This window comes from Archangium lansingense, from assembly GCF_026626635.1.
In the GTDB taxonomy this organism is placed as follows: domain Bacteria; phylum Myxococcota; class Myxococcia; order Myxococcales; family Myxococcaceae; genus Archangium; species Archangium lansingense.
The window spans coordinates 12683783-12708731 of the sequence record NZ_JAPNKA010000001.1; the positions used below are offsets into that span (position 1 = coordinate 12683783).

The 24949-nt window shown below is 68.9% G+C and carries 19 protein-coding genes; 11 read left to right on the forward strand and 8 right to left on the reverse strand.

The annotated features are described in order from the left end of the window. Positions 1-59: 59 nt before the first annotated feature. On the forward strand, positions 60-809 hold the full coding sequence (locus tag OV287_RS50980; RefSeq protein WP_267541360.1) for an enoyl-CoA hydratase: 750 nt from the start codon (positions 60-62) through the stop codon (positions 807-809). 12 nt (positions 810-821) lie between these two features. On the opposite strand, the gene OV287_RS50985 is transcribed toward OV287_RS50980, so the two are convergent. Both OV287_RS50985 and OV287_RS50990 read right to left on the reverse strand, forming a co-directional pair. Next, positions 822-1043: a hypothetical protein gene (locus OV287_RS50985; protein ID WP_267541361.1), complete on the reverse strand. Its 222-nt coding sequence runs from the start codon at positions 1041-1043 to the stop codon at positions 822-824. Positions 1044-1200: 157 nt separating this feature from the next. Next, positions 1201-3945: a M1 family metallopeptidase gene (locus OV287_RS50990; protein ID WP_267541362.1), complete on the reverse strand. Its 2745-nt coding sequence runs from the start codon at positions 3943-3945 to the stop codon at positions 1201-1203. A 95-nt stretch (positions 3946-4040) separates the two neighbouring features. On the opposite strand from OV287_RS50990, the gene OV287_RS50995 reads away from it, so the two are divergent. The 5 genes from OV287_RS50995 (at position 4041) to OV287_RS51015 (ending at position 9037) form a co-directional block, all read left to right on the forward strand. Next, a complete protein-coding gene (locus OV287_RS50995) occupies positions 4041-5027 on the forward strand; it encodes a lysophospholipid acyltransferase family protein (protein ID WP_267541363.1) in 987 nt (328 codons plus the stop codon). Positions 5028-5040: 13 nt separating this feature from the next. Then, a complete protein-coding gene (locus tag OV287_RS51000; protein WP_267541364.1) occupies positions 5041-5709 on the forward strand; it encodes a metallophosphoesterase in 669 nt (222 codons plus the stop codon). 161 nt (positions 5710-5870) lie between these two features. Next, positions 5871-7544 carry a P-loop NTPase family protein gene (locus OV287_RS51005; RefSeq protein WP_267541365.1) on the forward strand — a complete coding sequence of 558 codons (1674 nt, stop codon included), beginning with the start codon at positions 5871-5873 and terminating at the stop codon, positions 7542-7544. Between the two features lie 258 nt (positions 7545-7802). Next, positions 7803-8339 (forward strand): hypothetical protein, encoded by a 537-nt coding sequence (locus OV287_RS51010; RefSeq protein ID WP_267541366.1) that lies wholly within the window; start codon positions 7803-7805, stop codon positions 8337-8339. A gap of 8 nt (positions 8340-8347) precedes the next feature. Further along, positions 8348-9037 (forward strand): hypothetical protein, encoded by a 690-nt coding sequence (locus OV287_RS51015; RefSeq protein WP_267541367.1) that lies wholly within the window; start codon positions 8348-8350, stop codon positions 9035-9037. Positions 9038-9090: 53 nt separating this feature from the next. Here OV287_RS51015 and OV287_RS51020 read toward each other — a convergent pair whose 3' ends face one another. Continuing rightward, complete coding sequence (locus tag OV287_RS51020; RefSeq protein WP_267541368.1) at positions 9091-9351, reverse strand: hypothetical protein; 261 nt, start codon at positions 9349-9351, stop codon at positions 9091-9093. Beyond that, the gene (locus tag OV287_RS51025; protein ID WP_267541369.1) at positions 9348-10649 is read right to left on the reverse strand and encodes a universal stress protein; all 1302 of its coding nucleotides are present in this window, start codon (positions 10647-10649) and stop codon (positions 9348-9350) included. The genes OV287_RS51020 and OV287_RS51025 overlap by 4 nt, the downstream gene beginning before the upstream one ends. Positions 10650-10894: 245 nt before the next feature. Between OV287_RS51025 and OV287_RS51030 the strand changes: the two genes are divergently transcribed. From OV287_RS51030 to OV287_RS51040, 3 genes are all read left to right on the forward strand, one after another. Further along, complete coding sequence (locus OV287_RS51030) at positions 10895-11344, forward strand: thioredoxin family protein (protein ID WP_267541370.1); 450 nt, start codon at positions 10895-10897, stop codon at positions 11342-11344. 134 nt (positions 11345-11478) lie between these two features. Then, positions 11479-12822, forward strand: a complete 1344-nt coding sequence (locus OV287_RS51035; RefSeq protein ID WP_267541371.1) for a nicotinate phosphoribosyltransferase — start codon at positions 11479-11481, stop codon at positions 12820-12822. Between the two features lie 22 nt (positions 12823-12844). Next, a complete protein-coding gene (locus OV287_RS51040) occupies positions 12845-13504 on the forward strand; it encodes a phosphoribosyltransferase (RefSeq protein WP_267541372.1) in 660 nt (219 codons plus the stop codon). Between the two features lie 116 nt (positions 13505-13620). Here the strand turns inward: OV287_RS51040 and OV287_RS51045 are convergent, their stop codons facing one another. The 3 genes from OV287_RS51045 to OV287_RS51055 all read right to left on the reverse strand — a co-directional run bounded on the left by OV287_RS51045 (position 13621) and on the right by OV287_RS51055 (position 15855). Then, a complete protein-coding gene (locus OV287_RS51045; protein WP_267541373.1) occupies positions 13621-14385 on the reverse strand; it encodes an SDR family oxidoreductase in 765 nt (254 codons plus the stop codon). A gap of 3 nt (positions 14386-14388) precedes the next feature. Then, entirely contained in the window at positions 14389-15504 is a 1116-nt protein-coding gene (locus OV287_RS51050) for an isoaspartyl peptidase/L-asparaginase family protein (protein WP_267541374.1), read from the reverse strand. Between the two features lie 78 nt (positions 15505-15582). Next, complete coding sequence (locus OV287_RS51055; RefSeq protein ID WP_267541375.1) at positions 15583-15855, reverse strand: hypothetical protein; 273 nt, start codon at positions 15853-15855, stop codon at positions 15583-15585. 356 nt (positions 15856-16211) lie between these two features. Between OV287_RS51055 and OV287_RS51060 the strand changes: the two genes are divergently transcribed. Further along, entirely contained in the window at positions 16212-20507 is a 4296-nt protein-coding gene (locus OV287_RS51060) for an OmpA family protein (RefSeq protein WP_267541376.1), read from the forward strand. 217 nt (positions 20508-20724) lie between these two features. Continuing rightward, positions 20725-24492 (forward strand): protein kinase domain-containing protein, encoded by a 3768-nt coding sequence (locus tag OV287_RS51065; RefSeq protein ID WP_373371890.1) that lies wholly within the window; start codon positions 20725-20727, stop codon positions 24490-24492. Here the strand turns inward: OV287_RS51065 and OV287_RS51070 are convergent. Further along, the gene (locus OV287_RS51070) at positions 24489-24851 is read right to left on the reverse strand and encodes a hypothetical protein (RefSeq protein WP_267541377.1); all 363 of its coding nucleotides are present in this window, start codon (positions 24849-24851) and stop codon (positions 24489-24491) included. The two genes, OV287_RS51065 and OV287_RS51070, sit on opposite strands and share 4 nt — an antisense overlap. Positions 24852-24949: the final 98 nt, after the last annotated feature.

Here is a 24949-nt window from a genome sequence, read left to right on the forward strand (position 1 = left end):
ACCCGGGGTGCTGAGCAAGCCCCGGGCCATTCCCCCGTCCTCCGGTTAATCTCCCACCCATGTCCGACACGCTGCTCACGAACCTGGAAGCCGGAGTCCTCTCCCTCACCTTCAACCGGCCTCAGAAGAAGAACGCCTTCACCGGCGAGATGTACGACGCGGCCGCCCGCGCCCTCGTCGAGGCCGATACCAATGACGCGGTGCGCGTGGTGGTGCTCACCGGCTCCGGCGGCGCCTTCACCGCGGGCAATGATCTGAAGGACTTCCTCGAGCACCCGCCTTCCGGCGAGGACAGCGCCGTCTTCCGCTTCCTGCGCGCCCTCGCGCACCACTCTCGCCCCGTGGTGGCCGGCGTGGACGGCGTGGCGGTGGGCATCGGCACCACCCTGCTGCTGCACTGTGACTACGTCGTCGCCTCCGAGCGCGCCACCTTCAGCATGCCCTTCGTCAACCTGGGCCTCAGCCCCGAGGGCGCCTCCAGCGTGCTGCTGCCTCGCGTGGCCGGCCTGGCGCTCGCCTCGGAGTTGCTCATGTTCGGCGAGCCCTTCGACGCGGCCACCGCCCTGCGCGCCGGCATCGTCAACCAGGTGGTGCCCGAGGCCAGCCTCGCCGAGGTGGTCCAGAAGCGCGCCGCCGCGCTCGCCGCCAAGCCCGTGGAGTCCCTGCGCCTCACCAAGCGCCTGCTGCGCGAGCCCCTGCGCGCCACCGTGGACGATGCCCTCTCGCGCGAGGGGGCCCTCTTCGTCCAGCGGCTCGGCTCCGCCGAGGCCCGCGAGGCCTTCAACGCCTTCCTCTCCAAGAAGAAGTAGCGCTCCGGACGCCTACGCCGCCCCTTCCAGCAGCGGCTCCCGAAGGCGCTCGGCCGTCAGTTTCAACTTCCGGACCACCCGCCCCATGTCCGCCGGGGAGATCGGCGGCCACACTCGGGGTGGAGTTCGTGGAAGGCTGGGCCGCTGCGGGCCGTCTCCCGAAGTCGGCTCCTCCGAGGGAGACGACTCGGGAACCACCAGGGGAGACAGGCCGTCGTCCGTCGCGTGCGCCATCGTCGCCTCCGAGGGGAGAGCTGCTCCGGAAATCGATACTCCGGGTGAAGAGGCTAGGCACCCCCTCCTGGACCGTCAAGGCAACCGGGCTCTGGCTGGAGAATGTGTTTTCCACCCAAAGCCCGGAAAGCACTGACTGTCCTGAGGACAACAGCGCTCAGCGGCCGGTGCGGGCCGGCACCGTCCTCGGCGAGGAGAGGAAGGACTCGACGCTGGAGCCCTGCGCCGCCTTGAAGGCGATGCACAGGTCCATCCCTTCCAACATCTGGGCGAGCATCCGGGTTCCACCGGGGGCGCGCTCCAGCCGCTGGGTGAAGAAGGCGGCGGCCTCCTGGCGGTGCACCGGGTCGCAGTAGGAGCCGGCCGACCACGCCAGAGCCCCCACCATCTCCTCCGGCAGCCGCCCGGCGAGCGCGTCGTAGTTCTCCTTCACGAAGGCGTAGGCCACGTCCCGCGTGCGCACGTCCCAGCTCGCCCCGAAGAGCAGGCCGTCCACCTCGCGCATGTCCACCGAGGAGTCCAACAGCAGCTTCAGGTTCTCGCTCACCAGCGCCGGGTCGCTGAAGCCCGACAGCGCGTTGATGAGCTGCTCGCGCTTGTGCCGCTCCTTCTCCGAGCGCATGGCCTTCATCAGCTCGCCGTGCAGCGCGGCGTCCCCATGGGCGGAGGCGATGGCCAGCGTGGTGCGCACCAGCTCCGGAGCAATCGCCTTGCTGTCCGTCAGCCACTTGCGCGTGAGCTGCCGGGCCTCGCCCACCAGCCGCGGGTCTCCGCCCTCCTCACCGGCGATGCCCAGCAACATGGGACGCAGCAGCCGGGTGTCCTCGTCCTCGTTGGCGCGCGGGGTGAAGCCGAGCGCCCGGGCCCGCGCTCCATAGGTGTCGCGCAGGAAGCGCGCCCGGTCCGCGTGGCGCGACTCGGAGAGCAGCGAGGGCCGGAGCATATTCAGCAGCTCCAGCGACGCCTGGAACACCTGGCGGTCCTTCTCCCCGGCCAGCCCCGGCACCAGGCCAAGTGCGTCCGCGGCCGGCATCGCCCCGGCGTTCACCAGCGCCTGCACGTCACCGATAAGGGCCACGCGCTCGGCGCGCGAGAGCTGGCGGCTCTCGGTGGAGAGCAGCCGGCCCAGCATCTGCGTATCCAGCGCGGTGCGGAAGTAGCCGGCGCCGTCCGCGTTGGGCAGTACCCAGGTGGGGCACGCCTTGGCCTCGGGCAGGGGCAGCTCGGCCGACTCGCCCTCCAGCACGGTGCACGCGCGGCCGGACACCTTGCCCGAGCCGTAGCGCACGCACAGGGGCACCTTCCACTCCTGCTTCGCGTCTCCCGACGAGCCCAGCGGCAGGAAGCGGCTCTGGGAGAGCCTCACCACCGGCACCTTGCCCGAGCAGTCCAGCCGCGTGGTAACGAGCGGCGCACCACCCTGGTCCAGGAAGGAGCCCAGCACGCCGGACACGTCCCGGCCCGCCTCGGCCGAGAGCGCCTCGAGGAAGTCCTTCGCGGTGGCGTTGCCGTGGGCATGGGTGCGCAGGTGGCGCTGCACCCCGCGCTGGAAGACGTCCCGGCCCAGCCAGCCCTCCACCATGGCCAGCACCGCGGCGCCCTTGCCGTAGGTGATGCCGTCGAAGGCGTTGTGGATGTCGTCCTCGCTCACGATGGGCTGGCGGATGCGGCGCGCCGTCACCAGGCTGTCGGCGCCCAGCGCGTACGCGCGGCTCCGCACCCGCTCGATGGGGGCATCCCACGTGGGCTGGGCCGACTCGATGATGCGCGGCGTGGCCCAGGTGGCGAAGGCCTCGTTGAGCCACAAGTCGTCCCACCACGCCAGGGTGACGAGGTTGCCGAACCACTGGTGCGCCAGCTCGTGCGTCTGCGTGTTGTAGAAGCGGCGCTGCCGGTTCAGCGAGTCCTCCCCCGGCTTCGCCAGGATGGAGGCCGAGTTGAACGTCACCAGGCCCGGGTGCTCCATGGCGCCGCCGAGCAGCGGCACCGACAGCACGTCCAGCTTCTCGTACGGGTAGGGCGTGCCGAAGTAGCGCTCCAGGTGGCCGAGAATCTCCGGCGTCACCTTCGCGGCATAGACGCCCTCCGCGCTCCGCCCCTTGAGGGTGACGATGCGGGTGCGCACGGCCTTCTCCCCCGAGGGCTTCGCCTCGAGGAAGTCGAAGGGGCCCACGCCGAAGGCGATGAGGTAGCTGGGCACCGGCTGCGTCCGGGCGAAGCGGTAGGTGGTGCCGCCCGAGGCGCGCGGCTCCTCGTTCACCAGCGGCGTGTTGGTGACGGCCACGTTGCCCGCGGGCACGTGGAAGGTGAGCTGCCAGGGCACCTTGAAACCCGGCTCGTCGAAGCACGGGAAGACACGCCGCGCGCCGATCGGCTCGAACTGGGTGTAGGCGTACCACGCGCCCTCGTCCTGGGCTCGGAAGGCCCCAGACGTCTCACGCTCGGAGAGCTGGCCCTCGTAGACGATGCGCAGGCGCGCGGCGCCGGGCTTCAGCGTGCTCGCCGGGACGAAGCCGAGGAAGTCTCCCTTGCCCTTCACCGGGGTGAGGCGCTCGGACTTGCCGTCCACCGTGAGGGTCGCCTCGCGCACAGTGAGGTGACGGCCGTGGAGCCAGAGAGCGTCAGTGGCCTCCTTCACCTCCAGCTCCATGTCCACCACGCCCTGGAAGACAGGGGCCGCCGGGTCGATGGTCAGCTCGACGGTGTAGCCCGTGGGGCGCACCTGCGAGGGCAGGCGCAGGTCCGGCGAGGCGGGCGTGGGCCGGGGCGCGGCCACGACTTCCACCGAGGGGCTCGGCGAGGAGGAGGGGTCAGCGTCCGGGGTGGGAACGGGCTGGCGGGCCCCACAGGCCGTCAGGGCGGCCAGGAGGGCGAACGAGGCGCGTCGGGTCGTTCTGGGCATGGCGCACGGTCTAGCCCAGGACGGGCAGGCGGGGTAGCGACAGGCGGTGGGAGCCCCCTTGCCTGCCACCCCACTTCCGGGTGGAGTGCGCCGCCGTGTCCGCCCCCGCTCCGTCCCCCGAGTCTCCGCCCCTTCCCCCGCTCCCGCCCGCACGGCTCGTCCAGGTGCAGGGGCAGCGTCCGTCTCCGGTCGTAGGGTGGCTCGCCAACCGGCTGATGGATGGGGTGTGCGCGCTGCCCGCATCCTGGAGGGATGGGCTCGCCCGCTTCGTGGGCCGGCTGGCGTTCACCCTGGGCATCCGCCTCCGCGTGGCCCTGGAGAACCTGACGCACGCCTACCCAGACATGAGCGATGCCGAGCGGCGGAAGATTGCGCTCGGGGCATACATCACCATGGCGCGCGTGGTGCTCGAGTCCATCGACACGAAGGAGCACGTGGAGACGTGGTGGGAGGCCGAGGACATAAAGGGCGAGGCGTGGGAGGCGCTCAAGGCGAACATCGCGAAGGGCCAGGGCGCGCTGCTGGTGACGGCGCACTTCGGCAACTGGGAGCGCGCGGGAAAGATGCTGCTGCGGCGCGGCATTCCCCTCAACGCCCTGGTGCGCCCGCTGAAGGGCGCGCTCAACATGCGCATCGTGGACAACCGCATCGCCGCGGGCGCGGGGCTCATCTACCCCAGGGGCGCCATCGCCGAGGCAAATGAGGCGGTGCGGCTGGGCGAGACGGTGCTGATGCTGTTGGATCAGTCGCTGCCGGCGAAGGCAGCGGCGTTCGTGCCCTTCTTCGGCAGGCCCGCCTCCACCACACCGGCGATGGCGGTGGTGGCGAAGCGCACGGGAGCGCCGGTGTTCGTGGTGATGGGGATTCGGGACGAGAGCGGGCAGAAGCTGCGGCTGGAGGTGGAGGGGCCGATTCTTCCGCCCGAGGACCTGGGTAAGCAGGACGCCCTCACGGCGCACACGGCGGCGGTGACGGCGGTGCTGGAGAAGTACGTGCGGCGCTACCCGGACCAGTGGCTGTGGCTGCACCGGCGCTGGAAGGTACAGCCGCCGTCGGAAGGTCAGGCCGCGCTCAAGAGTTGAATCCCACGGGCAGATGACTCGGACCCTCTTCATCGGCGACGTGCACGGCTGCTCGGAGGAGCTGGACGCGCTGCTGCGCGAGTGCGGCTACCGCCGGGGAGACCGGGTGGTGCTGGTGGGGGACCTGGTGGCGAAGGGCCCGGACTCAGCGGGCGTGGTGCGCCGGGCGAGGGAGCAAGGGATGCTCGCGGTGCGGGGCAACCACGACGAGCACGTGCTGCGCTGGCACGCGGGGAAGATGCCCGCGGGCAAGAAGCTCAAGCGCGAGCACAAGCAGGTGCTGGACACGCTGGAGGACGAGGACTGGGCGTACCTCGAGTCGCTGCCCGTGCACCGGCACGTCCCCGAGCTGAACGTGCGCGTGGTGCACGGGGGATTGGTGCCTGGCGTGCCGATGGAAGAGCAGGAGCCGGAGCTGATGCTCAACCTGCGCAGCATCACGCCGAAGGGAGAGCCCTCGAAGAAGGTGGACGCGGGAGCACCGTGGGCGAGCCTGTGGAAGGGGCCGGAGCTCGTCATCTTCGGCCACGACGCGCTGCGAGGCGTGCAGCAGTACCCGTATGCCATTGGCCTGGACTCGGGCTGCGTCTACGGCCAACGGCTCACCGCGTACGTGCTGCCCGAGGGCCGCTTCTACTCGGTGAAGGCCAGGCGGGTGTACATGGACATCGCCGGGCCCTGAGCCAGGATAGGCATCAGCAGACGAGGGACTCCAAGTAGCGCGGTAGTTTCTCACGCAGTTACCACCAGAGGGAGCTTGCAGCTCACACTACAGTTTGAAAAGCTCTCCTCAAGTTTTGGCCGCAGCAAAGACGCCTACGCATCCCGGCCATACCCAAGATAATGAGCCCACAAAAAGCTAGAGCCAAGCGACAAATCAAGAACAAGAAGCCGCTCAAGGCCAAGAAGCAGACCAGGGGCAAGAAGCCACTCAAGATCAAGAAGCAGACCACAGTCAGGAAGCCGCTCAAGGCCCAAACCACCGCCCCCAGCCTCAACGCACCGTCCTCGACCTATCAGCAAACTGGAGTAGCGGTTAACAGCAAAGCTCCAGAAAGCGTTAGGACGGAGGCTCTTTCGAACATCTCCATCCCAAATCGATTTGAATCGCTATACAACTCTTTCTCCGGCGAAATCCGTCCCCTCATCGTACCAATTGATTCAGACCTCAAGAGTCTGACCAAACTGAGGGAAAAAGCACGCATCCAGAATGGCGGACTGCTTGCCCTGCTCCACGGAGACAGTGGGATAGGAAAAACTACTGCTGTGCACTCGGCGGCGGTTCACATGCCGGAATTGTTCACAGCTGTAGTCAGCGTGCCGCCGACTATAGATTTGCGTGCAGTTCCCGCCTGGCTACAAAGCAACCTTCCTACTCGGGATAGCAAGCGTTCCATCCTTGTACTCTTCGACGGACGAGAGGTTTCGGATGACAAGGTGGGACTCAAGCAACTACTTGCCAGTCTGAACCAACAGCTCCGGCAGCGCTCAGACGTCATCTTCTGCTGGCCCACAACAGACAAGAGCTGGCAGGCCGAAATCAGAGATATCGCCAGTCGAATCGGCGGCGGCAACTTCATTCCGGCTGATAGCGACATCGCCATCCACGGCCCTCCAAAGGAAGAGTGGTCAAAGATCCTTGAGCGACTCCTTCTACGCTTCAGCAAGACCTACGACGACATTGGAATAACGACAGATCTAGTTCAGTCTCTCTGTGCGGAATCAGACACGATAGGCGCACTTCTCGGAAAGGTTGGAGGAGTAATCGCAGACAGGATCTCCAATGTTCAGGCTACCCGCCGACTGCCACGCCTCCTATTCGTCGTCACATCAAGTGGCGACGTAAACGGAGAAGCAAATCGCATCAGGCGCGCCGGAAACCAAATCCTCGCACCAGAACCCCTGCTCGGCCATTCCCCGCGCTCAGAATCCGGGAAATGGTGGCAAGAGCGCAACAAGAATCCCAACCATCACTTGGGATATATGATATCGCTTTTCGAGGCCCGGCTGGTTACGATGGGGCCTAGTTCTGTCGTTTATGCGTGCTTGCATCATGATGACGGCGAGTTGTGTGAACTTGCTGTCGAAAAAGGCGCCAGAAAAGATGCAGGAAATGCGCGCCGAACACTCATGACGACAGATCTCTACCGGTTCCTCCTCGACCAGACGGTTCCAGAGTTCACATCGACGAGAAAAGGGAGAATCCTCAACGCCACAAAAGAGGCGTATGCCGGAATTCAATCCTTGTCGTCAAAACATCACAAGAAAATCAACACAGCAATTTGCTCGTTGCTTTCTGAGCATCTCCCAAGCTTCAAGGTTTCGCCCGAACAATTTGAAGTAAATGCTGGAGAGCAAAATCTTTTCGTCGATGCCATCACCGATTGGTCAGGTGCCACACTGAATCTAGAATTCCACCACCTCAGTGAAGCGCATTGCAAAGCTGCCTCCATGGCGTCCTACATCATGGACAAGCTCAGGGCCTATTCAATTCACTACAATCTCATTCCTCGCTAAACATACAGACAGGCCTCTGCGAGGCTCCGGTGTATGCTGGCGGTAGCCACTTCCTCACCACGACGCCGTGTACACCAGCCAGCCTGCGGACACGTCGAGCAGGCCGTGCCCCCATCAGCCAGGGCAACAAGCTCGGGCGCCACCGCACCGCCGCGCCAACGGTGAGCGCGCTCGGCAGGAACATGAACAGGCGCCATGTGAGGAAGCGCGACCTGTATGCTGCTCTCCGGTAGTGCCTCTTCGCACCGGAGGAGTCCCATGCACTTGCGCGTCTTCCTGATGACCGTGCTCCTGTGGAGCTTGCCGACAGCCGCCCAGCAACCGCTGCTTGAGTGTGGCAACACCTACGAATGCTGCATCCGCAAGTACCCCTCCCTGGAGTCCTGCGGTCCCGGTAACGAAGCCGCCAGAGCCGTCCGGGCCATCGACTCCGCGACAGACTCCGCCAACATGGCCACGGCCATCGATGGAGAGGCTATCAACAGCCAATTGGTGCACATCGCACGCCACCTGGCGCTCATCCTTGAGTTGGAGCAAGTGGGTGGCGTGCCACCAGGCGAGCCCCCGAACAAGCAGACGCACGGGCATTGGTGGCGTGAAATCAAGACGGCCGTGAGGAACATCCACCAGAAGCTCAAGAACTGCCGCAGCCGCAGTCAGCTCATGGCGTCTCTTGGCAAAGCCAGGAACCACCCGGCTCGTACTCCCGAGCAGATCGCCGACATCGAAGCCCGCCTCGTTGAAGCAGCCAGGAAGATGGGGGAGCAGGCCGGTGAATTGCTGCCCTGCGGCTAGGAACGAATATGTCCACGCGGCGCCCTGTCGAGTCCCTGCTTCTGGATCTACCCAACGAAGAGCCCTGGTACGAGCTGAAGTTCCAGCTCCGGGAGCTGGATGCCGACCTGGACGAGCTCCTCTCGCGCCTCCAGAAGCAGAAGACCCACCTGGGGCGCAAGGAGCAGGCCACCCAGCTCTGGAGTGAGTTGTACGAGCTCTACATCCTCGAGGACCACGACGCAGAGGCCCATGCGCCACGCGCCGTGCAGCTTGCCCAGAGCCTGCTCACCCTGCCTCCAGAGCACGTGCCCGAGTGGGGAGATGCAGCCTCGGCCCAACGATGTGACTTCGAGCTCCCCGAGGAGATGCTCGCCTGCGAGTCGCTCTCCCTGGCGCAATCGAAGCTCACGGATTATCTGGAGGGAGCCATCGCCCATCTCTCCGATGCCCACCAGGCAATCCAGCACACCCTGGACGCGAGTGGCTCCGTTCACGCCGTGCTCGGGCACGTCCTCCAGCATGCCACGCACAGTCAGCAACTCCTCCAGGGCCCTGCCCGAGCACATGTCCAGTCAGCTTGGCGGTGGAGCGTCCCCTACTGGCGCTTGATGGATCCGGAAGCCGCCGCTGCCCACGACGCCCGCGTCGCCAAGGCAGAAACCGAACTGGCGGCCATCGAAGCGGAGCTTGATGCCGAAGAGCCGAAGAAGCCCTGAAGCGAGGCGCTCTTCACCGCGACGCCGCATACACCAGCCAACCTGCGGAGACGTCAGCCCACCGTCCCCGAGTGCTCCAGTTGCAGCGCGCGTCCCAGCCCGCCCACCACGAACCGCTCCGGCAGGGGGCTCGCACGCCCGTCCTCGATGAGCCGCGCGGGCTCACCGAGCTGAAGCACCACACCCGCTCCCGCCACGTCCGGCAGGATGGGGACCCGCCGGTCCTCGGCACTCCCCGTCAGGCGCCACACGCAGTCCACGTGCTGGACGAGCGAGGCGGGTGCTGACAGGGAGTGCGAATGCAGCCTCGTCACCCCTCGGGCGGACGGACCACCAGCACGGGCCGGTCGGCGCGCGACATCACATCCTTGGCCACCGAGCCCATCACCGTCTTCTTCAGCCCCGAGCGCCCGTGCGTGCCCAGGCACATGACATCCACGGCCAGGCGCTCCGCGGCCTTGAGGAGCGCCGTCGCCACGTCCGGGCCCGGCAGCACCTCCACCTGCACCTTGCGCCCCTGCGAATCCGCGTCCCTTGGCAGGAGCTGATGCAGCCGCTGCCGCAAGTCCCGCTCCTGCTCAATGGCTTGCTGCGGGTTCTCCCCCACCGTCACCACGTACACCGTGCCCCCATTGGGCAGCAGCGAGAAGGCATACGGAATGGCCCGGTTGGCAGCCTCCGAGAAGTCCGTGGCCACCAGCACCGAGCGCAGCGTGGGAATCGCCGCCGCCGAGCCCCGCGCCAACACCGCCGCGGGCACGCTCACCACCGACATCTTCGCCAGCCGCAGCGCATGGTGCGACACGCTCCATAGCTTGCCGAGGGCTCGCCGCTGGTGCGTTCCCACCACCAGCACGTCCACCTTCTCCTCGGCCGCCAGCGCCACCAGGTGGTCCGCGATGCGCCCCACCCCCGGCTCCAGCCTCAGACGCGCCGGCGCCTGTCCCATCGTCTCCAGCGGCGACACCAGCGAGCGCACATCCTGCTCCAGCGCGCGCTTCAGCTCGGGCGTCACGTCCTGGAAGGACATCGGCTGCGCCAGCCCCGTCCGCTGGTATTCCTCGTGCGGCCAGTAGATGCGCCCGGCCACCACCTCCACCGGGCCGTACCGCCGCAGGCCTTGCAGCCAGTCACGCGCCGCCTCGAAAGGCAGCGAGCGGTCCACCCCCAGCATCACCTTCAGCGGGCGCGTCCCGTTCACCCACGCCTCGAAGGGCTCCGCCTCGCGCACCACGATCAGCGGCACCGGCAACGCCGTGGCCAGCCGGTCCACCGTGCCACCCACCCCCAGGAAGGGCGAGGCGCTCGTGGGTCCCGCCGTCACCACCAGCCCGGCCCCCTTCTCCTCCGCAAAGCGCACCAGCTCCTCGGCCGGCTCGCCCGTCAGCAGCTGGTGGCTCACCCGCGCCCCCAGCTTCTCCAGACGCCGCACCTCATCCACCAACGCCGACGTCGCCGTCTCCCGCAGCGTCTGGCCGAAGGCCCGCGCGATGTCGCCCGGCAGCACGTGCACCAGGAAGAGGGGCTCGTTCATCTTCCGCGCGAGCTCCGCCGCGGCCGTGGCCGCTCGCTGCGCAGCGTCCGAGAAGTGGGTGGCACAAAGAATGGTCATGGCAACTCCCGCACGGGCCCGCGGGCCCAGGTGTCATCGACGCGTCAGTTCACGTCCTGTGCCGGGCACTCTAGCCACCCGAGCCGCCCGGGAGCGGGACAATTCGCGCCCGTGTGGCCCAGGTAAAAGCTGCACCCCCAGGGGAAGCCACCGCAAAGCCTGCGTGCCCGCCCTCGGAGCACGCGAGCGGACAGCCCTGGCCCCACCGCATCGCTACCTTCACCGGAGAGGACTGGAGGTCCCCCATGTTCCGTTGCGCGTCCTGTGGCGCCTTCAACCGTGTCCGAGAGCCCCGTCCCCCTGGCCAGCCCACCTGCGGCCGTTGCCAGAATCCGCTCGACGTGTCGGGCCAACCCCAGGAGGTGGACGGGGAAGCGCTGTGGCGGGCGGTGCGTGCCTCGCCCGTGCCCGTCCTCCTGGACCTATGGGCCCCCTGGTGCGCCCCGTGCCGCGCCGCTGCCCCCATTCTCGACGCGGTGGGCCGCGCCCAGGCGGGCCGGCTGCTCGTCCTCAAGCTGAACACCGAAGCGCACCCGCAGCCCTCCAGTCAGCTCGGCGTGCGGGGCATTCCCACCTTCATTGTCTTCTCGGGAGGCCGCGAGGTGGCACGCCGCAGCGGCCTCATGCCTCAACCCGAGCTGGAGCGCTGGGCCCTCTCCTCGGCCCAGGGCGGAGGACCGTCGGCCTCGGTGTGAGGGCACGGTGACAGGCACCCTCACCCCGGGGGGCTTGCCCCCCCTTTGACCGACGGGGGGCTCCTCTCCCGGAGGGCGAGGGGCATGGTGCTCAAGTGGGACGTCCTCAGACGGGACATGCCAGAAAGGAAACCATGGCGTCGGCGCTCCTCACGGACCTCTATGAGCTCACCATGGTGGACGCCTACCTCACCGAGGGGCTCCACGACGAGGCCGCCTTCAGCCTCTTCGTCCGCAGGCTGCCCGCGCGCCGCAACTTCCTGCTCGCGTGCGGTCTGGAGGATGCCCTCGCGTACCTGGAGACACTCCGCTTCTCCTCCGAGGAGCTCGCCTGGCTGGAATCGCTGAGGCGCTTCTCACCACGGCTGCTGGACTGGCTGGAGCACTTCCGCTTCACCGGAGACGTGCATGCGGTGCCCGAGGGCACGCCCGTCTTCGCCGAGGAGCCGCTGCTGGAAGTGGTGGCGCCCCTGCCCGAGGCGCAGCTCGTGGAGACGTACCTCATCAACCAGGTACACCTGCAGACGCTGGCGGCCTCCAAGGCAGCGCGAGTGGTGGAGGCGGCCCAGGGGCGGCCGGTGGTGGACTTCGGAGTGCGGCGGATGCACGGGGTGGATGCGGGCCTCAAGGTGGCGCGCGCGGCCCATGTGGCCGGAGTGAGTGCCACGTCCAACCTGCTGGCTGGCCAGCGCTACGGCCTTCCGGTGGCCGGCACCATGGCGCACAGCTACGTTCAGGCGCACGGCGACGAGCTCGCCGCCTTCCGCGCCTACGTCCGCCGCTTCCCCGAGACGACGCTGCTGGTGGACACGTACGACACGCTGGAGGGCGTGCGAAAGGTGGTGGAGCTGGCGCGGGAGCTCGGCCCGGACTTCCAGGTGCGCGCGGTGCGGCTGGACTCGGGAGACCTGGTGTCGCTGGCGCACTCGGCGCGCTGGCTGCTGGACGCGGCGGGGCTGGAGCGCGTTCAAATCTTCGCCAGCGGCGGGCTGGATGAGGACGAGGTGGCGCGGCTGCTGGCCCACCACGCGCCCATCGACGCCTTCGGCGTAGGCACGGCCATGGGAGTGTCCGCGGACGTGCCCGCGCTAGACATGGCCTACAAGCTGGTGGAGTACGCGGGCCACGGGCGGCTCAAGCTGTCGACGGGCAAGGTGCTGCTGCCCGGGCGCAAGCAGGTGTTCCGCGAGGAGGAGGACGGTGTAGCGCGGCGGGACGTGCTCGCCCGCCATGGCGAGGTGCTCCCGGGCCGGCCGCTGCTGCGACAGGTGATGCATGTGGGCCGACGCATGGAGGACGCCTCGCCAACACTGGAGGAAATACGCGCGCACGCGCGGGAGGAGTTGGGCCACCTGCCCCTGGAGGTGCGGCAGCTCGAGCCAGTGCGGCCCCCGTACCCGGTGGAGGTGAGCCCCGGGCTGCTCGCGGAGAGAGAGCAGGTGGTCGCGGAGCTGCGGGAGGAGTTGCACGCGCCATGAGGTAACGCAAGGAGGGAGGACGATGAGGATGCGATTCCGGAACCGGGAAGAAGCGGGACGGATGCTGGCGAAGCGATTGAGGGAGACACTGGACGAGACGCCGGTGGTGCTGGCGCTCCCGCGAGGCGGAGTACCGGTTGGCTACGAAGTGGCGACGGCGTTGGGGGTCCCACTGGAGGTGCTGGTGGCGCGCAAGCTGGGAGTGCCGTGGCGGCCGGAGCTGGGAATGGGCGCCCTCGCAGAAGGCGGCGCGCTGTACGTGAACCCAGAGGTGCTCGCATACGCGGACCTGACGAACGAGGACGCGCTGGGGGTGGCGAATCAAGAGGCGCGCGAGCTGGCGCGGCGGGTGCGGCTGTACCGGAGCGAGCGGCCCCTGCCGGACATGCGGGGGCGCACGGTGCTGCTGGTCGATGACGGACTGGCGACGGGAGGCACGGCGCGAGCGGCGGCACGAGCGGTACGAGCACTGGGGCCGGACAAGCTGGTGCTGGCGGTTCCGGTGGCGTCGGCGGAGACGGCGGAGGCCCTGCGCCGCGAGGAGGTAGACGAGGTGATCGCGGTACAGGAGCCGGACAGGCTGGGGGCGGTGAGCGCCTGGTACGAGGACTTCCACCAGGTGGACGACGAGGAAGTGCTCACCCTGCTCACGCAGGCGCACAACCTCGGAGCCTCGCCCTGAACCTCCCCGCCGTGAGCCGCCCCGCAGTGAACATCCCCTCTCCCCTCGGGAGAGGGACAGGGTGAGGGTACACGGGCCCCGAGTTGAACCCATGTCACCCCCTGCGCGTCTGGGACTCAGCGGCCGGCGAAGGTACCGCCGTCAACGTTGAGCGCGTGGCCTGTAACGAAGGAGGCGGCATCGGAGCACAGCCACACCACAGCCTCGGCAACCTCCTGCGGCTGGCCCGCGCGGCCGATGGGGTGAGTGGCCTCGAGCGCCTTGCCTACTTCCGGGTGCTCTCGGAAGAGGCTCTCCACCAGCACGGTGCCGCGGATGACAGCCGGGCACACCGCATTCACGCGGATGCGCTGCTGCGCGTACTCGAGCGCCGCGGTCTTCGTGAGGCCGAGCACGCCGTGCTTGCTGGCGGTGTAGGCGCCGAGTCCCTTGGTGCCAATGAGCCCGGCCATGGAGGACATGTTGACGATGGCACCGCCGCCCTGCGCGAGCATCTGCCGCACCTGGTACTTCATGCACAGCCAGACGGCCCGGAGGTTGGTGTCCAGGACGAGGTCCCACTCCGCCTCGTCGAACTCGTGGAGAGCCTTCGGCGCGACGGTGGTGCCCGCGTTGTTGAAGGCGACATCCAACCGGCCGTAGTGCTCGACGGTGCCGCGCACGAGCGCCTCGATGTCCGAGGCATTCGTCACGTCCGTGCGGATGGCGATGGCCTCGCCGCCTTCCTTGCGGATCAGCTCCACCGTCTCAGCGTTGCCCTCGTGGCCGCGGCTGGCGACGACGAGCTTCGCACCGGCCCGAGCCATGGCGATGGCCGTGGCACGACCGATTCCCGAGCTGGCTCCAGTCACCAGCGCGACCTTGCCTTCGAGCTGCTTCATCTGTCACTCCTTGAAGATGGCGACAGCGGCGACACCGTCCGGCCCCATGTAGCCGCGGTACATGCCCGACGAGTTGAAGGGCATGGCGACGTTACCCTGGGCATCCATGGCAATGACACCGCCCTCCCCCCCGGCCTTCACGAGGACATCCATGACAACCTGGTTGGCGGACTCGAGCAGCGGTAGGTCCAGGTACTCCATGCGCGAGCAGATGTCGCGGGCCACGGTGTAGCGGATGAAGTACTCGCCATGGCCGGTGGCGGAGACAGCGCAGCGCTCGTTGGCATAGGTGCCGGCGCCGATGACGGGGACATCTCCCACGCGGCCAAAGCGCTTGTTCGTCATGCCACCGGTGGAGGTGCCCGCGGCGAGGTTGCCGGACTGGTCCAGCGCCACCGCGCCCACGGTGCCGAACTTGTGCTCGCGGCCGGCGGGGTGCTCCCAGAAGGTCGAGGGGCCCTGGGGCTGCCCCTGCTCGGGCGGTGCCTCCTGCTGCTTCTTCTCGGCCTCGAGCGCGCGCTGCAGGGACTGCCAGCGGTCCTCTGTATAGAAGTAGCTCTCGGGGACGAGCTCCACGCCCTGCTGCTTCGCGAACTCCTCGGCGCCCGCGCCGATCATCATCACGTGCGGGGACTTCTCCATGACGGCCCGCGCGAGCACGATGGGGTTCTTCACGTGGTGCAGGCCCGCCACGGAGCCGGCCTCGCGGGTGCGCCCATTCATGATGGCGGCATCGAGCTCGTTCTTGCCGTCATGGGTGAAGACGGCGCCCTTGCCGGCGTTGAAGAGGGGCGAGTCTTCCATGACGCGGACGGCGGCGGTGACGGCATCCAGACTGGAGCCGCCCTTGGCGAGGATGGCGTGGCCGGCCTGAAGGGACTCGGCGAGGACAGCGCGGACGGCGGCTTCGCGCTCGGAGGAGAGGGACTCGCGCTTGATGACGCCCGCGCCGCCGTGGATGACGATGCCCCAACGGGGGGCGGACCTGGAGACGTCGTCGGAGGAGCTCATGCGCTTCTCATCCTCGCGTTTGGTGGTGAGGGAGGTGGAACACCCGAGGGGCAGCAGCAAGGCAGCCAGCGTGGCGGCGGAGAGGGCACGGCGGAGCGGTGCGGGCATGTGGGGAAATCCCTCTGGGGAGTGACGTTCCGCCGCATCATAGAGGCGGCACCTGGAGGCCCCGGGAAATCTCCCCCGTCAGTCCACCTTCGAAACAACGGCGAACAGGACGCCGATGAGCAGGAGCGCGCCGAGCACGATGAGGAGTGCCTGGTTCTCGTCCGGGCGCCTCTCGCTGCCCGTGTTCTGGAGAGGGGCGCCGGGCGGCGGCTCCGGAGGAGACTCCTCCATCAACCCGGGCAGGAAGCGAACCCCCAGGGCCACCAGGACGATCACGGCCGCGGTGGCGCAATGGATTCGCGTCCCCAAGCGCAGCACGATGATACAGCCCATCAGGTAGATGACGCCCATGAGGCCTCCCATCCTGGCGGATGCACCAGAGCCACGAAGGCGGGGCCATGTCGACATGGGCCGGCGTGGAACGCAAGGCACGCCGTGCTTCGGGCCGAATACCGGAGGCCCTGCCCGGCTGCTTCCAACATTCAAGAGAATGGCTCCCCCCGGTTCTTGACGCGTCAACGCCGGTGGCGGCCCCCCCTTTGACGCGTCAAAAGGCGCCCGTCCCGGGCCTCCCGGACCGGTTTCTCCTGGCTCTCCCTCTGAACGGCCCCTGAGCGGCCCCTAGGCACGGTTGCTGCTTTAGGCCTCGGCACACCCCGCCGGGTGTCGGCTCCCGAAGCCATCAGGGGGGAGCCTCAGGAGCAACCATGAATCCGTCGTCCACACCGTCCCCGCGCCGCACGATTCGGCGCGGAGTGACCCTCACGCCTCTTTGCACGGCGCTCGCGCTGCTTGTCGCCATGACCTCGGGCTGCACCCGCAGCGACACCTCCGAGGAGTCCGCTCGGCCCGAGACCGCCGTCAGCACCCAGTCCCTCTTCACCAACGGCAACTTCGAGGAGGGCACGCTCAACGGCTGGACCGTCACCACCCACCTCAACCCCGGCATCACCATTCCGCCCACCAGCACCGCGGATCTCAACTTCGATCCGGGCGGGACGAACCGCACCGCCGCCAAGGAGGCCACGGGCGGCCCGGAGACCCAGATTCCCGCCGGACTCACCGCCGCCGATTCGCTGCGCTGGCCCAAGTATGGCAAGTGGGCCGCGGTGGTGAACGAGCTGGGTAACCAGAAGAACGTCAACCGCCTGGTGCAGTCGGCGACGCTGGGCACCTCCGATGTGGACCCGGCCGACGGCAAGTTGCACGTCCGGTTCGCGCTCGCCCCGGTGCTCCAGAACCCCAACCACGAGCAGCACCAGCAGCCATACATCTACATCACCCTGCGCAACGTGACGCGCAACACCGTGCTCTGGAGCACCTTCAACTTCGCCAACCAGCCCGGCGTCCCCTGGAAGACCACCAGCGGCAACATCCAGTACACCGACTGGCAGGCCGTTGACGTCGCGCCCGGTGACGCGCATCTTTCCGTCGGAGACACCGTGGAGCTCGAGGTCATCGCCGCGGGCTGCTCGCCGGGTGCCCACTGGGGCCATGTGTACGTGGACGGCTTCGGCTCGTTCCTCCCCGGCCTCTCCATCGCCGCCAGCGCTCCCAAGTCCTCCAACACGGACTCGGACCTGACGTACACCTATCTCGTCAAGAACTCGGGCGAGGGCCCGGTGGACAACACCACCGTCACCATCGTCCTGCCCGACCAGACGTCGTTCGTCTCCATCGACACGCCGCCCGGCGTCACCTGCACGCACAACAGCGCCACCCGCACGGTGACGTGTGACCTGGGCACGATGAACCCCACCGCCAGCACCACCTTCGACGTGAAGGTGCACATCGACCCCACGGCCACTGGCCAGGTGGCCCACGGCAACTACAACGTCGGCGGCAAGGGCGTGTCCCCGCTCATCGGGCCCCTCGTCCAGACGGCCCTCACCACCAACGTCTCCTACGCCGACCTCTCCGCCTCGATCTCCGATGGTGTCGTCGCCGTCGGCTGGGACCGGCCCGTCAGCTACACCCTCGACGTTTCCAACCACGGCCCCAACGCCGCCAACGGCGCCGCCATCGACCATGACATCCCGGCCGCGCTCACCGGCGTGTCCTGGACGTGCGTGGCCTCGGGTGGCGCCACCTGCCCGGCCGCCTCGGGCACCGGCAACATCCACACCACCGCGGACCTCCCGGTGGGCGGCAAGTTGACCTACACCGTGGCCGGGCAGGTCATCCCCGGCTCCGGCTCCGACTCCATCACCAACCGCGCCTCCGTCTCCGTCCCGGCGGGCATGCAGGACCCGGATGACACCAACAACACGGCCGTCGACGTCAACGGCGTCGGCACCCTGCACACCGTGACGGCCCAGAAGGACCCCACGAGCACGGGCAGCGGCACCATTGTCACCAGCCCCGCCGCCATCAACTGCGGCCCGAGCTGCGACTCGGCGAGCGCCGACTTCCTCGAGGGCTCCCAGGTGAGCCTCACCGCCACGGCCCAGCCGGGCAGCACCTTCGCGGGCTGGAGCGGCGGCTGCACCGGCACCACCAACCCCTGCACCCTCACCGTCAGCCAGGCGACCAACGTCACCGCCCTCTTCACAGTCAACACGTACCCCATCACCACCAGCAGCAACGGGCCCGGTGGCTCCGTCTCCTGCCCCTCGCCCATCGTGCACGGCCAGCCCGTCACCTGCACCGTCACGGTGACCCCGGGCTACACGTTCGGCTCGCTCACGGACAATGACTCGGAGGTGACGTCCTCCGTCTCGGGCGGCACCTACGTCCTGACGAACGTCACCCAGGCCCACGACCTGGTCGCCTCCTTCACCAAGCGTCCGGGCACGGACTGGGGCGGCGAGTGCACCACCGACAGCGACTGCTCCACCGGCTTCTGCACCGATGGCGTGTGCTGCGATACCTCCTGCGATGGCCAGTGCGAGGCCTGCAACACGACTGGCAGCGTGGGCACCTGCGGCGCGGTGACGGGTGCTCCCAGGGGTGACCGTCCGGCTTGCGGCTCCGATGGCTCCGAGTGCGGCGGCGTCTGCGACGGCACGACGCGCGACACCTGCTCCTTCCCCGAGGCCTCCGTGCAGTGCGGCTCGGCGAGCTGCTCCGAGGGCGTGGCCGTCACGGGCGGTGCCTGCAACGGCGCCGGTGCCTGCACCCTCCAGACGCAGAGCTGCGGCGACTACGCCTGCGGGGAGACGGCCTGCTTCGACGCCTGCACCTCCGATGACCAGTGCGCGGAGAACTCCTTCTGCCTGAACGGCACCTGCAAGCCGGAGGGTGACCACTCCAAGTGGCTCGTGCAGGGCAGCGGCTGCTCCACCACCGCCGGTACGGCCTCGCTGTGGCCGCTGGTGCTGGGCTCGCTCTCCGCGTTCCTGCGCCGCCGCCGGAAGACGGGCGCGGTGCTCGCCGCCGCCGCCGCGGTCTCCGCTCCCGCGGCCGCCCTGGCCCAGGAGGACCTGAGCCGCTCCTTCCTCGTGGAGCGCTTCCAGCCGCAGCCCGGCCGGGATGACCTGCTCGGCGTGCAGTCCGCGCACGTCCCCGAGCACCTCACCTTCAGCGCCCGCCTCTTCGCCGACTACGCCCACCATCCGCTGCGCCTCGTCTCCACCGACAACCCGAGCTTCCAGCGCATCCTCGTCGGCGGACAGACGTACCTCACGCTCGCCGGCTCCGTGGCCCTGTTCGACCGGTTCGAGCTCGGCGCGGCCCTACCGATGATGGTCTACCAGACCACCAGCGGCGCGGGGATGGTGGATCCCAATCTCCAGGGAGCACTCGCCACCACGGCGTTCTCCGACCTGCGGCTCAACCTGAAGACGGCGCTGCTGCGCTCCGAGAACTACGGGCTCGCGCTGGCGCTGCCCGTGACGTTCCCCACCGCTCCGAAGGACTCGTACCTGGGCGGCGGCAGCGTCACCTTCAACCCCACGCTCGTGGGCGAGTGGCGGGGCCCCCGTGGCTCGGCCGTCATGGCCAACGCCGGCATCTACTTCGGGCGCCCGCAGCGCTTCCTCAACCTCCACCTCGGCACCTCGGTGACGTACGGCATCGGCGGCAAGGTGGACCTGGTGCCGCGCTGGAAGCTCGCGCTGCTGTCCACCCTGTCCGGCGAGGTGGGGCTCATGAGCCCCTCCGTCCCCACGAGCCCGCTGGAGCTGCTGATGGCCCTGCGCTGGGGCTTCTACAAGAACCTGGAGATGACGGTGGGCGCGGGCCCGGGCCTCACCAACGGCTTCGGCACGCCCCGCTTCCGGGCGCTCGCGGCCATCAGCTACGCCCCGTCGGACTCGCTGCGACGCCCGGTGCAGCCGGCTCCGCCGCCTCCGGCGCCCATCGTCACCGCCCCGCCGCCGCCTCCTCCTCCTCCCGCGCTCGTGGCGAATGACGACGCGGGCCGGGTGCTCGCGGGCCAGTCCATCACGCTCAACATCCTGCAGAACGACGAGGGCCAGCCCGGCGAGCTGCTGCGCGTGACCGAGGTGGGAGTGACCTCCAGCGGCGGCATCGTGGAGACCACGCCCGAGGGCGCGCTGCGCTACACGGCGAAGCAGGGCTTCTCCGGCCGCGACACGTTCACCTACCGCGTCGCGGGCAGCCCCGACCGCTCGGCCATGGCCAACGTGGTGGTGATGGTCGAGGCGCCTCCGCCGCCTCCGCCGCCTCCCGCTCCGTCGAAGGTGGTGGTCGAGAAGGGCAAGCTGCGCACGCTGGAGAAGGTGTTCTTCGCCACCGACAAGGACAACGCGCTCGCCCAGTCCCTGCCCATCCTCGACCAGGTGGCCGACGTGCTGGAGACCAACCCGGACATCAAGAAGCTGCGCATCGAGGCGCACACCGACAGCGCCGGCAAGGCCAGCTACAACAAGGACCTGTCGCAGCGCCGCGCCCGGTGGGTGCGTGAGTACCTGGTGCAGAAGGGCATCACGCCGGACCGGCTGACGTCGGAGGGCTTCGGCATGGAGAAGCCCATCGACACCAACGCCACGGCCGATGGCCGCGCCAACAACCGGCGCGTGGAGTTCGTGGTCCTCGAGTAGGCCCCGCCGGCGGGCCGCCCCCGGCCTGGGAATCGGGGGCAGGGCCCGAGTGAGTGAAGTGCCGGGCCCCCTGGCATTTCACCCTCGGGCCCGCCGGTGCAGTCCGCGGTACCACCACCCCACGGGCCACCGGGTACCGTGGGGCGGGCATCACCCCACCCGGCGCACGCTTGCCCGGAGCCCCTTCCCACAGGCTCGCTCAGGGAGAAGGACCCGCGTGCGGAACTCCCGTAAGGATGGCACCTGCCGGTATGCTCTCCGCGTGAGCACCACAGGGGCAAGGCACGAGGCGTACGAGGAGGAGTTGCTCCTCGTGTTGGACGAGGGACTGCTCTCCCATGAGGAGGCAGAAGCCCTGCGAGAGGAAGCGCTCCGTCTGGAGCGCGGCCCCCTCGAGCTGCTGAGAGAGCGAGGCCGGCTCTCCGAGGACACCCTGCTCATGCTGCGCGAGGAGCTCTCTCAAGAGAACACGGGCCGGCATGCGGACTCCGCCCCGAGTGGCGCCCAGCCCGAAGAAGCCGCCACCCTGACTCCCATTCCCCGCGGTTCCGCCAACTCCTCGCCCCAGGCGCCGTCTTCCTCCGGTAGCGGACCCGCCTCCAGCGAGCCGCGCGAGCCAACCTTCCCGGTGCCTGGGTGGGACCGCTACCAGCCCGTGCGCTTCCTCGGCCAGGGCGGCATGGGCCTGGTGTTCCTCGCGTATGACCCACTGTTGCGTCGCAACGTGGCGCTCAAGTTCGTGCGCGGGGATGACCCCGAGCTCGCGCGCCGCTTCCTCGCCGAGGCCCGCGCCCAGGCCCGGGTGCGCCACGAGCGCGTGTGCGAGGTGTACGAGGTCGGCGAGGTGCAGGGCCGTGGCTTCATCGCCATGCGGTACGTGGACGGACAGCCCCTGGGCCAGCTCGCGCCCTCGCTCACGCTGGAGCAGAAGGTATTGCTGCTGAGCCAGGCCGCCGAGGGCGTACACGCGGCCCACCGCGCCGGGCTCGTCCACCGCGACATCAAGCCCGCCAACATCCTCGTGGAGCGCACCCAGGACGGAGGCCTGTCGCCCTTCGTCATGGACTTCGGCCTGGCGCGCGACTGGAAGGAGGAAGGCACGGCCTCGGGCGCGGTGCTCGGCACGCCCCACTACATGGCGCCCGAGCAGGCCCGGGGCGAGGTCTCCCAGCTCGACCGGCGCGTGGACGTCTACGCCCTGGGCGCCTCGCTCTACGCGCTGCTCACCGGAAAGCCGCCCTTCACCGGCGCCAATGCCCTCGAGGTCATCACCCGCCTCCAGTCCGAGGAGGCCCGGCCCCCGCGCGCGCTGGACAAGAACATCCCCGCGGACCTCGAAGCCATCGTCCTCAAGTGCCTGGAGAAGGAGCGCCCGGCCCGCTACGACTCGGCGCGCGCGCTCACCGAGGACCTGGAGCGCTTCCTCAGCGGAGAGCCCGTGCTGGCGCGTCAGGGCCTGGGCTACCGGCTGCGCAAGCGCGCCCGCAAGCACCGGGTGGCCCTGTCCCTGGGCTCCGCCGCGCTGCTGGTGGTGCTGCTGGCCCTCGGCCAGGCCGTGGTCGCCCGTGGCGAGGTGGCCGAGCGCGAGCGCCTCTCCCGCCGCTTCACCGAGCGCGTGGAGCGGATTGAAGCCGCGGCGCGCTACTCCGCCCTCTCCCGGCTGCACGACACGCGCGAGGACCGGAAGGCCCTGCGCGCGGAGATGGACGCGCTGGAGGCCGAGGTGCGCCAGGCGGGCGCGCATGCCATGGGGCCAGGACAGTACGCCCTGGGCCGCGGGCTGCTCGCGCTGGATGACAGAGCGGGCGCGCGTGAGCGGCTCGAGTCCGCCTGGGCGCACGGCTACCGCGAGCCGCGCGTGGCCTGGGCGCTCGCGCTGGTGCTCGGCCATCTCTACAAGGAGCAACTGCTGCAGGAGGTAGAGCGGCGCAGCCCCGAGCAGCGCGAGGCCCGCCGCCGCGAACTCCAGCAGCGCTACCGGGACCCCGCTCTCGCCTACCTCCGCCAGGCAGAGGGCCCCGACGTCCCCGCCCCTCCTTTATATGTGAAGGCACTCCTCGCCTTCTTCGAGGACCATCACGAAGAGGCGCTGGCCCACCTGGACGCCATGGGCGGCACGCAGCCCTGGTTCCACGAGGGGCCACTGCTCCGGGGTGACATCCTCCTGGCCCGGGCCAACCAGCGCTGGAGCCAGGGAGACCGCCCCGGCGCCCAAACGGACCTCGACGCCGGCCGTCAGGCCTATGCCTCCGCCATCGCCACCGCCGAGAGTGCTCCCGTCGTGCACTACTCCCTGGCCCTGCTGGAGATCTCCACACTCGTCATGGAGCTGTATGGCCAAGGCAACGTCCAGCCCCACTACGAGCGTGGCCAGGAGTCCCTCTCCCGCGCGCTCACCGCCGCGCCCGACCACGCCCTCTCCCACCTGGCCGTGGCGCGCCTGCACCGCCGGCTCGCCGAGCATCGCCTCCAGAAGGGCGGCGACGGCGTGGAGTCCCTGTTGGAGAAGTCCCTCGCCGCCGCGCGCGCCGCCAAGGAGCTCGCGCCTTCGGACGGCGTCACCCTGGACATGGCCATCACCTACAGGCTGTGGGCCCGCTACCGGCAGCAGCAGGGACAGGATCCGCGCGAGCAGCTGCGTCTGGCCCTCGAGTCCTTCGAGCGCGTCCGCCCCGAGGCCCGCGACTACCACTTCTTCATCAACCTCGGAGTGAGCCACCGGGTGTGGGCCGATTACGAGAGCGAGCACGGAGGCGAGCCGCTCGTCCAGCAAGGGAAGGCCATCGACGCGTACCTCGCGGCCATCCAACTGGATGAGCGTCAGTCGGATGCGTGGATCAACCTGGGCAGCGTGTACCGCAAGCGGGCCTCGACCCCGAACGCCCCGGACAAGGCGGGAGACCTGGGGCGGGCCCGCGATGCGCTCGAGCGGGCGCTGACCCTCAACCCCTCCAATCCCGTGGCCTGCTTCCAGGGGGCCTATGCCTCCGAGCTGCTCGCCCGCCATCGCAGGGACCACGGCGAGGAGTATGGGCCGGACCTGGAGAAGGCGCTGGCGCTCTACCGCCAGGGACTGGCCATCAACTCCAAGCTGCCGCAGCTCCACAACAGCCTGGGCGCGGCGCTCCTGTGGCAGGCGGAACAAGTCTGGGAGGAGGGTGGCGACCCCGAGCCCCTGCTCGCCGAGACCTGGAAGTCCTTCGAGCATGCCCGGAACATGGCGCCCCAGCAGTCCTTCGCCTGGAACAACTTCGGCGAGGTGCGGGTGACGCGAGCCCTGTTCCAGCTCGCGCGGCGGGAGGACCCGGGCCCCGGTTTGCGTGCCGCCCTGGAGTCCTATCGCAAGGCGCTCGAGCTGCTGCCCGGCGATGCCGACCTCTGGGCCAACCAGGCCCGGGCGCATCTGCTGCTGGCCACCTGGGTGCTGGAGCAGGGGGGAGATCCACGGTCGGAGCTCGGCAGTGCCGAGGGGGCGCTGGCACGGGCGCGCGAGCTCAACCCCCGGCTGGGTAACGCGTGGCGCTACCTCGGGGAGACGCTCGGTGTCCGGGCCCGCTGGCTGGCCCATCAGGACAAGGCCCGGGACGAGGACTTCGAGCAGGCGGCCAAGGCCTGGCAACAGGCGCTGGAGCTGGACCCCCGGCAACTGGAGTACCGGCTCGCCGCCGGCCACTTCCACCGCGACCGGGCCGAATGGATGGAGCACCGGGGCTCCGACCCGGCCCCGGTCCTGAAACAAGCCCTCGAGCTGGCCGGGCAGGTGCTGGCCGCCCGGCCCCAGTGGGCCCGTGCCCAGGTCCTGCACGCCAGCGTGCTCCTGGCGATGGCCGGCACCGCCGCAGGCGCCGAGCAACAACGAGCATGGCGCGACCAGGCCCGCGAGGAACTGGAACAGGCGCTGGCCCGCAATCCCCACCTCGGGCCCGCGTGGCGTCACCGGCTCACCGCGTTGCGGCAGCCCGTGACCGGTCCGCCCGTGCCCTAACGCCGCGTGCCCTTCTGCTTCTCTTCTTCCTCCTTGGGACCCGTCGACACATCCAGCTCGCCCCGCTTCACCTCCCAGTTGGGGAACTTCCTGCGGACCTCCTCGGGGACGTCCGCCGTGAAATGGTACTTGGCGGGGAGGACGTTCGCGACGGTCTCCTGATGCGCGGACGTCGCGAGGGTGTCCGTGTTGAGCGTGAAGGAAGCCGACGAGGTGAAGCAGCAGGGCGTGTCGGGCTGCACCGTGACATCGCCGATGGTGCCATCCACCTGGAACTTCACCGTGTCTCCCGGGTGGATCGTCTGGCCGTCCGGGTAGCGAAGGTCGGTTTCAGTGATGATGACGTGGATAGTGGCCATGCGACTGGACTCCTTGGATCCCACATGGGGACGTTGGATGAGCGTTGCCATCGGGAGATTGCAGGCCCCGTACCAGCGAGCCTGACATACCCGCTCCC